At 35.4% G+C, this 11,209-nt stretch carries 11 protein-coding genes; 2 read left to right on the forward strand and 9 right to left on the reverse strand.

All coding sequences use genetic code 11. The features are described from left to right. Positions 1-11: 11 nt before the first annotated feature. The 8 genes from A3SG_RS0115585 to A3SG_RS0115620 all read right to left on the reverse strand — a co-directional run bounded on the left by A3SG_RS0115585 (position 12) and on the right by A3SG_RS0115620 (position 8,465). Entirely contained in the window at positions 12-701 is a 690-nt protein-coding gene (locus tag A3SG_RS0115585) for a hypothetical protein (RefSeq protein ID WP_016990935.1), read from the reverse strand. A gap of 15 nt (positions 702-716) precedes the next feature. Next, positions 717-2,495 (reverse strand): DUF885 domain-containing protein, encoded by a 1,779-nt coding sequence (locus tag A3SG_RS0115590; protein ID WP_016990936.1) that lies wholly within the window; start codon positions 2,493-2,495, stop codon positions 717-719. A 163-nt stretch (positions 2,496-2,658) separates the two neighbouring features. Continuing rightward, the gene (locus tag A3SG_RS0115595) at positions 2,659-3,543 is read right to left on the reverse strand and encodes a c-type cytochrome (RefSeq protein ID WP_050979845.1); all 885 of its coding nucleotides are present in this window, start codon (positions 3,541-3,543) and stop codon (positions 2,659-2,661) included. 233 nt (positions 3,544-3,776) lie between these two features. Further along, complete coding sequence (locus A3SG_RS0115600) at positions 3,777-4,139, reverse strand: nuclear transport factor 2 family protein (protein WP_016990938.1); 363 nt, start codon at positions 4,137-4,139, stop codon at positions 3,777-3,779. Between the two features lie 78 nt (positions 4,140-4,217). Next, a complete protein-coding gene (locus A3SG_RS0115605) occupies positions 4,218-5,126 on the reverse strand; it encodes a pseudouridine synthase (RefSeq protein ID WP_016990939.1) in 909 nt (302 codons plus the stop codon). A 227-nt stretch (positions 5,127-5,353) separates the two neighbouring features. Then, the gene (locus tag A3SG_RS0115610; RefSeq protein WP_016990940.1) at positions 5,354-6,310 is read right to left on the reverse strand and encodes a geranylgeranylglycerol-phosphate geranylgeranyltransferase; all 957 of its coding nucleotides are present in this window, start codon (positions 6,308-6,310) and stop codon (positions 5,354-5,356) included. 72 nt (positions 6,311-6,382) lie between these two features. Then, the gene (locus A3SG_RS0115615) at positions 6,383-7,321 is read right to left on the reverse strand and encodes a mevalonate kinase (protein WP_016990941.1); all 939 of its coding nucleotides are present in this window, start codon (positions 7,319-7,321) and stop codon (positions 6,383-6,385) included. A 58-nt stretch (positions 7,322-7,379) separates the two neighbouring features. Continuing rightward, entirely contained in the window at positions 7,380-8,465 is a 1,086-nt protein-coding gene (locus tag A3SG_RS0115620; protein WP_016990942.1) for a diphosphomevalonate/mevalonate 3,5-bisphosphate decarboxylase family protein, read from the reverse strand. Between the two features lie 246 nt (positions 8,466-8,711). Here A3SG_RS0115620 and A3SG_RS0115625 point away from each other — a divergent pair, with 246 nt between their 5' ends. Both A3SG_RS0115625 and A3SG_RS0115630 read left to right on the forward strand, forming a co-directional pair. Beyond that, a complete protein-coding gene (locus tag A3SG_RS0115625; protein ID WP_016990943.1) occupies positions 8,712-9,188 on the forward strand; it encodes a TspO/MBR family protein in 477 nt (158 codons plus the stop codon). A 12-nt stretch (positions 9,189-9,200) separates the two neighbouring features. After that, the gene (locus A3SG_RS0115630; protein WP_029596851.1) at positions 9,201-9,914 is read left to right on the forward strand and encodes an endonuclease/exonuclease/phosphatase family protein; all 714 of its coding nucleotides are present in this window, start codon (positions 9,201-9,203) and stop codon (positions 9,912-9,914) included. 38 nt (positions 9,915-9,952) lie between these two features. On the opposite strand, the gene A3SG_RS0115635 is transcribed toward A3SG_RS0115630, so the two are convergent. Further along, the gene (locus tag A3SG_RS0115635) at positions 9,953-11,161 is read right to left on the reverse strand and encodes an NAD(P)/FAD-dependent oxidoreductase (RefSeq protein ID WP_016990945.1); all 1,209 of its coding nucleotides are present in this window, start codon (positions 11,159-11,161) and stop codon (positions 9,953-9,955) included. Positions 11,162-11,209 lie beyond the last annotated feature (48 nt).

Below are 11,209 nucleotides of genomic sequence, written 5' to 3' on the forward strand. Positions count from 1 at the left end.
TTTTTTATGATTTAGAAATTGGATATGAATTTTATTATTTCAATGCTACTTTTCTCATCTTTTAAAGAAAAAGAGTTATTTTTTAGATAAACCGAAATTTCGTCGTTTTTTGTAGGGAAAAGTTTTTGAAGCTCTTTCTTGTTCTTTGGCATCGGTATTGCCGTTTCACTTTTAATACATAAAAAATATTCGTCGCCTGCTTTAACATAACTAGCAGGTTTAGCGGCTTGATAGGTGTTTACGGCTTCTTTTCTTTGTTGAATGTTGATTTTATCTCTCCTGAGTAAACTAACGTCATTATTAATAAATAATTCAACTAAGTATCCATTTGTGTCTCCCTCATTAGTTCGGTAATTTAAAAGTTTTATTACTTCATTAGATTGAAGAATTGTTATGGTGCTGTAAGGTTTGTCTTTTATTAACGAAAAAACTTCTTTTTTTTCATTTTGAACCTCCATCATGTCTGTTAGTGGATTGTAACGAATCATAATTTGTGACGGTACGCCAGAAACCGCTGCAGATCTAAACTCAGAAACTAAATACTCAGATCCTTCAATTTTTTGGTCGTTTTGTTTATTTAAGACATTATTTCGATACAAAGCGCTGGGTCCCTCTGGACTTAGCTTATCTAATAGTTGTTGTCCATTCGCGCTGAATACTACAAACGACAGTAATAATGTGTTTACCAATAATTTTCTCATCTTTTTTATTTTTAATTATTTGGATTCATTTATCCAAGTGTCAATCTTTTTTTCCAATAGAGCCAATGGCATTACACCAGATTCCAACACTTTCTCATGAAATTTTCTTATATCAAATTTGGTGCCCATTTTGTCTTGCGCTCTTTTGCGCAATTCCATGATTTTCAATTGGCCAATTTTATATGATAGAGCTTGTCCGGGAATAGCCATATAACACTCTATTTCCGTGGTTATTGCGGCTTCGCTTTCAGCTTCATTTTCCATTGAAAATTGAATGGCTTGTTCTCTAGTCCATCCTTTACTATGCATTCCTGTATCAACAACTAACCGTACCGCTCTGTGCATTTCATTTCCTAACATGCCAAAATATTGATAAGGATCAGTATATAGCCCTAATTCTTTACCTAAACTCTCCGCATATAAAGCCCATCCTTCACCGTAAGCGCCGAACCAATTGTACTTTCTGAAATCAGGCAGAGATTCGTTTTCCTGTTGTAAAGAGATTTGAAAATGATGTCCAGGAATTGCTTCATGCAAAAACAAGTCTTCATCACCATACATGTTATATTCTTGAATATCTGGTATTGGTACATAAAACACACCAGGGCGAGATCCATCTGCTGCTCCTTGACTGTATTCTGCACTGGCTGTTTTTTCTCTAAAGGCTTCTGTTCTCCTAATCTCAAACTTGGTTTTTGGTTGTAAGGAGAATAATTTGTCCACATTTGGTTTTATAATAGCGTGAATTCTTTCAAAATTGGCAATTACTTCCTCTGGCTTTGTGAATGGTTTTAACTCGGGTTTGTTTCTTACGTAATCAAAAAATTCTAGTAAGGTTCCTTCAAATCCGACCTGAGTTTTTACTTTTTCCATTTCTGAATTCAGTCTGGCCACTTCTTTTAATCCTAATGCATGAATCTCTTCAGGTGTCATTTCGGTCGTAGTCCACTGTTTTGCGTAGGTAGTATATAGTTCTTTTCCAAAAGGCAAACTTCCTACTCCGCTTGTTGCTCTTGAAGCGGGTAGGTATTCGTTTTGAAGAAAAGAAGCCATTTTCTTAAATTGAGGGATCAGTTTATCATTGATTGCTGCGGTATATTTTGCAGTCAATTCCTTCTTTGTTTTTTCAGAAAATGTGGACGGTATTAATTTTATGGAAGAGTAAAACAGATTGTCTTCAATAGCAGCGGTAGGCATATCTGCAAACTGCGGAATCACTTTTACAGTCAACGCTTTTGGTAATACTACTCCTTGTTCGATTCCTTTTTTCATGTAAACCATTGCTGAATCTAGCCAGACGCTGTACTTCTCCATTCTTGTTAGGAAATTAGTATAGTCTTTTTCTGTTTTAAATGGTTGTGCGCTGGTTCCGCCGGCATATTGCCCCATTGTTAAGTGGGTTCCCCAAAACTGATGAATAGGCATCAGGTTTGTAGGCTGCTGTAATAATTCTTTGCCCACTTCAACTTCCCATTTTATAATTTCATAACTGTTTTTTTCTTCTGGTGTAAGTGTAGCTTCCTTTACCTTATCTAAGGCAGTTTGATATTTATTAAAAAAAGCCAATTGCGCTTTTCTGAAACTAGTAGTCATTTCAAATTGTAATTGGTCGTTGTATTCGTTCTGACCATTTTGCGTTGCACCCAAAGGATCTAGCGCATTTTTATCGTCAAAATAGCTTTTGGTTAAAGCGCTAAAGTTCTCTTTTACATTCTCTTTATTGTTTTCCTTCTTACAATTGACAAACAATATGGAAAATAGGCTTGCCAAAATAAGGACTGCTGATCTTTTCATAGAAATTGGGTATTAGATAGTTGTAGCTAAAGTATTAAAAAAAGTTGAATTTTGGGATTAATTGTAGTTTGAGTAAAACTATTTATCAATAATTTTCTCTTTATGCGGTAAAACTAGAAAAGCATCTCGGTTTAGAACCGTTTCTTATGTCTGAATGGGAACTTTATTTCAGCTTTGTGTAGGCTTTAACTGTTCTTAACTGTTTGTGATTTGCCATATATTCTAAATAATAAACGATTTCATCAATCTCTTTTGTGGTTAGATTTTTTGGTGTGGGCATTTTTACTCCGTTTCTAAAGGACGTCGGATTTTTTATAAAGGCCTTCAATTGGTTTTTATGCCAATATTCGGTTACGCTTTTCGGGTAGTTTAATTCGGGTCCTTTAGTCCCGCCAGTTTTATTGATGGCATGACAAGTAACGCAGTTTTTGTTGAATAATTCAAAGCCAACCTGAGCCGCGGGATCATTCTTTGGGAATAATAAGGCTCTATCTTGGTTGTTGGGGAAAAGATGTATTTTTATAAGGTTATACGGCCATTTAAGATTAGTGTCTTGCGTGGAAGTGCCTTGGTAAACTAAGTAAAATGGAGCCGCTTTCATTTCATGCCCGTCTTTAATAATTTTTGACCATAATGCTCCTTGTGGTGCATCCGCGTCTCTGACAGCGAGAAATGATTGTAGCGCGATGAATTTTTGCAGAGGCATCATCGGTTTGTATCCGTCTTCGCATTCAAAGACGATTTGGTATTTGTTTGCTTTTAAGTTTTGAATGGCAGTATAGTTGTCTAATAATGCTCTCAAAGGAATTGCGACGTAGCGTTTAGTGCTATGGTATACCGGGTCATCGTACACTGTTATCAAAGTTGTGTCTTTTAGTTTACCTTGCTTTTGCAAATCAACTAAGTCAATACTCAATGAATCGGACGTCTGGGTTTTGAAAGTAGGAACGATTACTTTTTTGGTAACGTTTTGTTGTTTAGCGTTTTGTTGGCAGCTGGTGACCGTAATTAGTAATAAGAAAAATATTTTCGGATGTAGTATACGCATTATTTTATTTTGAAGGTGATAAACCTCGAAAGGATGAAGTTCTGACAAAATGAGGGATATTCAAAATTAGTGAATATTTTCATATTTCATCGGCATCGTACTATAAGGATTTAGACTAAAACAGAAGTTCGTTTGGTATTAAAATAGGAATCCCAAATCGAGTCAGTCGAAATGGGATCTTAAATTGAAAAATTAAATTAGTTGTAGTTGTTTAAAGTGAGTTAACTGTTGGTTTATCCATTATACACGCGGGAAGCAACAATTTTATCTTCTCTTATGTCTAATACTTCTGCAACAAGCATTTCATCTTCCCCTTCGGCAGTTCTTATGTATTCCATGAAAACACGATCTCCGTTTGCTGTAAGCGATTTTACTTTGTAATTCAAACTGGGTAACCTGTTGAAGGCATCTTGCCACCATTCTCGTAACGCTTGCTTTCCTTTTACAAGACCATTCGTTTCCGGTTGGTGTATTTTTAATTTTGGACTAAAATGTTCGGCATCGTCATCGTATAGAGATAATAGCTTCTCTAATTCTTTGTTGTTAAAGGTTTCAAACCATTTAAAAGCAATTGATTGTAATTTTTCTGGTGTCATGGCGGTGTCTATTTAATTAAAAAAATCCCATTTCGTTGGTCACAAAAGGGATTTTAATTTTATAATGTCAAGGAAGTATTATACGTTTTTCAAGTTGATGATTTCTTGATCTGTAAGCAATCTCCAGTTTCCTCTTGGTAAGTTTTTCTTAGTCAAACCTGCAAACGAAACTCTGTCAATTCTTAAAACATCATAACTGAAATGTTCAAAAATAGATCGCACTACTTTTACATTTGATGATCTTAATTTTAAACCTATTTCGCTTTTAGCTTCTCCTTCAATATAGCTTATGTCTTCTACAAAAACGCGGTGCCCATCAAGAGTTAACCCCTTGTTGATTTTTTCTAAATCTTCAAATTTTAGGTTTTTATCTAAAGATACATGGTATATTTTAGATGATTTTTGGCTTGGTAAAGTGAATTTACGCAACATGTCTGTATCATTAGTAAACAACAAAAGACCAGTCGTATTCTTATCCATTCTCCCTACAGCGCCAATTTTGGCAGTTGTAGATCCTTTTACCAATTCTAAAACATTACGAAATTCTTGACCTTCGTCAAGAGCTGTTGTAAAGTTTTTAGGTTTGTTTAACAAGATATAAACTTTCTTCTCAGGAGTCAAAACAGCTCCGTCAAAATTCACGACATCCCCTGGTTTAACCATGTGGCCCATTTCGACAACAGGAATTCCATTTACTTTTACGTTTCCAGATTGAATGTAAATATCAGCATCACGACGGGAGCAAGCACCAGAATTGGCTATATATTTATTCAAACGAATTTCGTCTTTAACTTTAGGTCTTTTAGGCGCCTGATTCGGTTTCTTCTCCACCTTGTCAGAAACTACTTCTGCAACTTTAGTGTTTATTTTTACTTTTTTTGGCCCTTGTGCCCTTTTTTGCATCGCAGGTTTTGGCTTATTTGAGCTAGGTCTAGAACTCGTAGGTCTAGCACCGCTTTTTTTATTATTGCCTTCCTTATTATTCATAATATTCTATAATTTGCGCAAAGATAGTATTTATATTTTTGCTAATCGATAGATGGTGATTATAATACGCTAACTATCTAATTAAGAAGATTTTATTTTGTTTTCTTGGAGCTGTTTCCCGCTTTCCACTGTACCTTTTATCTCGTTTTTAGAACGAGATAAAAGGATGCCATTTCAATCGGGGCTAGCAAAACAGAAAAATCAGGTTGTACCAGAATGATTGTTGCTTAAATGAGCAATAAGAGCTTTTTTCCGTTCCATAATACGGATGGATTGATGAGTACAATACAAAAGACACCAGCGACGATTATGAATTTAAGTACATTATGAAGTAATAAGTACTGTTCTTTTTTATTGGATTTCCACAAGTAAATGACAAAGAAAATCAAGATAATTAGACTAGCATAAAAGTAAATATCCATATAACCCACATCATAAATTTCAATCAGGACGTACACGGGCAACACGGTCAATACCGTTAGGGCGGTGATAATTTGTTTAGAAACCATTTCGCCATAAACAATTGGAATGGTTTTATAATCATTGGCTAAATCGCCCTTTATATTTTCTAAATCTTTGATCATTTCGCGTATAAGAAGCAACAGTGTAAGGAAGCTGGCATGGGCAAAAATAACGGCGAAATGTCCTTTGTAATTTTCGAATTCTTCAAAACTAAGGTCGTTATAGTAATGTAATAATATAGCAAAAAAGGGAATGACAGCCAGTAAAGCAGCAGTTAGATTCCCCACTACAGGGTATCTTTTAACCTTGTGAGAATAAAACCAAATGAAGAATATGTATGTTGAAAAGAATAGAAAAGCACGCCATGATATAAATAGGGCCGTTAGGGCAACTATGAAATTAAGCGAAAAGTAAACGTTAAGTTTTGTTTTCTGACTCACCAGCCGGTCTAGCATGGATTTGTGAGGGCGGTTGATTAGGTCCTTTCGGCTGTCATAAAAATTATTGATGATGTACCCCGAAGCAATGGTTAATGAGGAAGCAAAAACAAGCAGAAATAAATTGAGATCAAGTAGGATGGCGAGTGCTCTTTTTTCAGGAGCTAGAATAAAGATGGCCGAAAGGTATTGTGCCAGGATAATAACGGGAATATTATACCCTCTTACTACCGAGAATAAACTTATGATCTTCATTATTAAAAGCTTCTGCTTCCTGCTCAACATCGTACTTTTTTAAAAGATTAAAGCTTAAAATCACGTTGGATTTTAAGCTTTAAATTGATTTTATATTGCAAATTAAAACTGGTATACCACTTCTAATTTATAGTCTTTCAAGGAAATTTTAGCACGTTCTAAATCTTCGGTAAATCCTAAGATATAGCCACCTCCGCCAGAACCACATAGCTTTAGGTAGTAATCGTTAGTGTCGATTCCGTTTTGCCATATAGCATGAAATTGTTCTGGAATCATCGGTTTGAAGTTATTCAAAACTACACTTGATAACTTTTTAGTATTCATAAACAAAGCCTTCATATCTCCACCCAAGAAACTGTCCACACAGGCATCGGTATATTTGACGAACTGATTTTTCAGCATCGTACGGAATCCTTTGTCTTTTAAGTTTTCCATGAAGATCGTAACCATTGGGGCAGTTTCTCCAATTATTCCTGAATCTAATAAAAACACAGCTCCTTTTCCGTCCAAAGTTTGATTAGGGATTCCAGTTGCTTCAATATTGTCTTTTGAATTAATTAAAATCGGAATACTCAAATAGCTATTTAAGGGGTCTAATCCTGAACTTTTCCCGTGAAAAAAGCTTTCCATTTGAGAGAATATATTTTTTAGTTGCAGTAATTTTTCACGAGTTAAATTCTCAAGAATAGTAATTTTGTTGTGGGCATATCTGTCGTAGATAGCTGCTACTAGTGCGCCACTACTTCCTACACCATATCCTTGTGGAATACTAGAATCAAAGTACATTCCGGTTTCAACATCGCTTTTTAATTCCCCTAAATCGAAAGTAACCAATTCTGGATGATCGTTTTGTAGTGTCTCTAAATAATCAGTGAAACGTTTTAAACTTGCATTCGATGCGATGGCTTGAGGTGATGGATCTTCATTTCTCTTTAATGCACCGTTATAAAAATTATAAGGGATAGACAACCCTTTAGAGTCACGAATAATTCCATATTCTCCAAAGAGTAATATTTTTGAGTAAAATAAAGGTCCTTTCATTAATGTGATTGCTAGGTTAATGCCTGAAAATAGATGGGGCATGTAAAGGTAGTCATTATTAAACTAACTGAATCGATCCGTTACCAATTTCGTCACAAATGTACTGCCCATTTTGGCAAAAGCCAACTAATTCGTTCTTAATAAATTGCAAAACTTTTTCGCTAGCGTTTTCGGGATATAAAACATGGACATTCGCTCCGGCATCGAGTGTGAAGCAGACCGGGATTTTAGTCTCATTTCGGAATTTCCAAATCGCATTAATGATTTCCAAGGTGTTGGGTTTCATTAAAATAAAATACGGCATCGAAGTCATCATCATCGCGTGCAAAGTCAATGCTTCACTTTCGACCACTTTAATAAATTCGTCTAAATTACCGCTTTCAAATATAGCAATCAGTTTATCTAGGTTTTCGTGTGCTTGCTCAAATCGCCTTTCAGCATAGGGATGATCGTGCATCAAATCATGTCCCACGGTACTCGATACTTGTTTTTCTCCTTTGTCAACTAATAGAATAGTATCTTGGTAATTCTTGAAATTCTGGTGAATGGCATTTGGAAATTCGACTCCGTATAAATCAGAACTACCTTCAATATTAGCTTGGTTTCCCCAAACCACTACTTGTCCTTTTACGCTACGGCATGCACTTCCAGATCCCAAACGAGCGAGTAAGGATGCCTTTTGGTAAAAGTAGGCGTCAGTCATTTCAGGGTTCAGCACTTTCTCAATACTCATTAAGTTTATCGCTAAAGCCGCCATTCCAGATGCCGAAGAAGCAATCCCAGAACTATGCGGAAAAGTATTTTGTGTATCAATTGTAAAATGATATTCTTTCAAAAACGGAAGGTAAACTTCAATTCTCTCTAAGAATTTCTGAATTTTCGGCTTAAAATCTTCTTTAGGTTTTCCTTCAAAAAGTAAATCAAATGAAAAACTATCTTTATTTTCTTTTTTGGCGAAAGCCAGTTTAGTAATCGTTTTACAGTTATTCAAAGTAAAACTTACCGATGGATTAGCCGGAATTTGATTGTCTTTTTTCCCCCAATATTTCACCAAAGCGATATTGCTGGGAGCACTCCACTGGAACTCGCCACTTTCTATATTATGAGAATAAGCTTTAGGGATAAAATCGTTTGTTGTCAACATGAAATATAAAATTTAGGTAAAGATACTTTTTTTGCAGTATTCTCTGATCGGTCGGTTAATTCTTTTTTCTTGTTTTGATTGTCATTCCGACCAAGAAGGAATCTTCGCAAACGGCGCACTTTACGGAGATTGCTCCTCTGTCGGAATGATAAATTATACGTTGTATGTATGATTCCATGAAATTTAAGGTTGTTTTTTATTTCCTTGTATAGTTTTGACTATTTTTGACACAAATAGGAAACCAAAATGAATAAGCTTACCAAAATACTTACTGTTGTTGTTACTTGTCTTGCGATTGGTTATTTTTCTGGAACCGTGACCCGTTCTGCCATCTTAGATTGGTATCCAACTTTAATAAAACCAGTTTTTAATCCGCCTAATTGGATTTTTGCACCGGTATGGAGTACTTTGTATATTATGATGGGAATAGCTGCTGGACTCGTTTGGGATCGTATGGAATCGGATAAAGAAAATGTAAAGAAAGCATTAATCGTTTTTGCGATACAATTAGCGCTAAATGCGTTGTGGTCGTATTTATTCTTCGGCTTACACAACCCCATGTTGGCAGGATTGGAGATCATTATTCTGTGGTTGATGATTTATGAAACCTACCTTCAGTTTTCTAAAATTAATAAAATCGCCGGTTATTTATTCCTACCGTATTTGGCTTGGGTAAGTTTTGCTGCTGTTTTAAATGGAAGTATTTGGTGGCTGAATAGATAAAATTATGTTTAATTGAAAATTATCACTTGGAATTGCAATATGGCTTTTAGAAAAAAAGCAACATTTATTTTGGCTGAAAAGCCAGATATTTTGATTATTCCTGAATGTGAGCACCCCGACAAATTGAATTTTAATCAGGATGGTTTAGCTCCATCAGATTATGTTTGGTATGGAACAAATAGTAATAAAGGATTAGGTGTTTTTTCTTATGGAGATTATAAATTAGAATTGCTTGAAATTCATAATCCAGAGATTAAAACAGTTTTACCTTTGAAAGTTACAGGAGGAAAGGTTGATTTTACTCTATTTGCAATTTGGGCAAATAACCCACAAGATAAACAAGGTGCATATATTGAACAAGTATGGAAAGCGATTAATTATTATGAAAAACTAATACTTAATGAAAGAACAATCCTAGTCGGAGATTTTAATAGCAATAAAATTTGGGATAAAAAACATCGGCTCGCAAATCACTCTTCAGTTGTTTCTGAATTAGAAAGAAAAGAAATATTTAGCACTTACCATAAATTTTTCAATCAAGAACAAGGAACAGAAAAACATCCAACGTTATTTATGTACCGACATTTAGATAAATCCTATCACATAGATTATTGTTTTGTTTCAATCGATTTATTGTCTAAAATGGAAAGTGTCAAAATTGGGGATTACAATGAATGGAAATCTCTAAGTGATCATAGTCCTGTCATTGTTACTTTTCGAATTTAAACATTTAAGTATCTATTTTAGTGAGATTAGATTTAAAACTAAATCCCATTCGCCAATATAAATCCACTCGTCCACGCATTTTGGAAGTTAAACCCACCGGTAATCGCATCGATATTCACGATTTCACCTGCGAAGTAAAGGTTTTCATGTAGCTTGCTTTCCATGGTTTTGAAATTGACTTCTTTTAAATCGATTCCGCCTGCAGTAACAAATTCTTCTTTAAAAGTACTTTTTCCATTCACTTGAAAAGTTCCGTTTGTCAATTGATTGGATAAGTTTTGCAATTGCACTTTGGATAAATCGGCCCATTTGGTTTCGGCTTCAATTCCAGAGGCAAGCACTAGGCTTTCCCACAAACGGTTTGGGAAATCAAAATGGGATTTCTTAGAAACTGCTTTTTTGGCATGTTCCTGTTTCAAGTCTTTTAGTATTTTTTCGGCTTCATTTGTTTCGACATCATTCAGCCAATTGACAAATATGGTAAACTGATAATTTTTATCATGTAAGATTCGGGCTCCCCAGGCTGATAATTTTAGAACGGCGGGGCCGCTCATTCCCCAATGTGTAATCAATAATGGCCCTGTAGAAGTCAATTTAGTGTCTTTAACTCTCACGGTAACTTGTGCCGCCACACCGGGTAATTCTTTGATGCGGGGGTCTTTGATGTTGAAGGTAAATAGGGAAGGGACTGGGCTTACAATTGCGTGACCATAAGTTTGCAGCATTTCCCATATTTTCGGGTTGCTTCCCGTAGCTAAAATTAATTTTTCAGCGATATAATTCTCGTTTTGGGTTTCTATTTTCCAGATGTTTTCCTTCTTGAAAATAGATTGCACGCTTTGTCCTGTCAAGACTTCGATTCCCAGTTTTTGTGTTGCTTGTAAAAAACATTCGATAATAGTTTGGGAAGAGTTGGAAACCGGAAACATACGTCCGTCGTCTTCAGTTTTTAGTTCCACCCCATGTTTCTCAAACCATGCTATAGTATCTCCAGAGCAAAATTGATGGAAAGGACCACGAAGTTCTTTTTCGCCACGCGGATAATATTTTACCAATTCGTTAGGTTCAAAAACAGCGTGGGTGACGTTACAACGCCCTCCACCAGAAATACGAACTTTCTGAAGTACATCTGCACCGCGTTCTAGAATAGCTACCTTTAATTTGGGGTTTTTCTCTACAATATTGATAGCAGTAAAAAAACCTGCTGCTCCACCACCTACTATTATTATGTCAAAATTTTGGTTCATATTCTATCTGGAAAATCGCTGATGATTCCGTTTACGTTAAATGATTTC

The organism is Flavobacterium sp. ACAM 123 (assembly GCF_000264055.1).
GTDB lineage: Bacteria > Bacteroidota > Bacteroidia > Flavobacteriales > Flavobacteriaceae > Flavobacterium.

Coding starts and splice junctions, on each gene's coding strand:
- A3SG_RS0115605 (WP_016990939.1), bottom strand. CDS start 5,126: ATGAATAATAAGGAAGGCAATAATAAAAAAAGCGGTGCTAGACCTACG.
- A3SG_RS0115615 (WP_016990941.1), bottom strand. CDS start 7,321: ATGAAAGGACCTTTATTTTACTCAAAAATATTACTCTTTGGAGAATAT.
- A3SG_RS0115625 (WP_016990943.1), top strand. CDS start 8,712: ATGAATAAGCTTACCAAAATACTTACTGTTGTTGTTACTTGTCTTGCG.
- A3SG_RS0115595 (WP_050979845.1), bottom strand. CDS start 3,543: ATGCGTATACTACATCCGAAAATATTTTTCTTATTACTAATTACGGTC.
- A3SG_RS0115610 (WP_016990940.1), bottom strand. CDS start 6,310: ATGTTGAGCAGGAAGCAGAAGCTTTTAATAATGAAGATCATAAGTTTA.
- A3SG_RS0115635 (WP_016990945.1), bottom strand. CDS start 11,161: ATGAACCAAAATTTTGACATAATAATAGTAGGTGGTGGAGCAGCAGGT.
- A3SG_RS0115600 (WP_016990938.1), bottom strand. CDS start 4,139: ATGACACCAGAAAAATTACAATCAATTGCTTTTAAATGGTTTGAAACC.
- A3SG_RS0115620 (WP_016990942.1), bottom strand. CDS start 8,465: ATGTTGACAACAAACGATTTTATCCCTAAAGCTTATTCTCATAATATA.
- A3SG_RS0115585 (WP_016990935.1), bottom strand. CDS start 701: ATGAGAAAATTATTGGTAAACACATTATTACTGTCGTTTGTAGTATTC.
- A3SG_RS0115590 (WP_016990936.1), bottom strand. CDS start 2,495: ATGAAAAGATCAGCAGTCCTTATTTTGGCAAGCCTATTTTCCATATTG.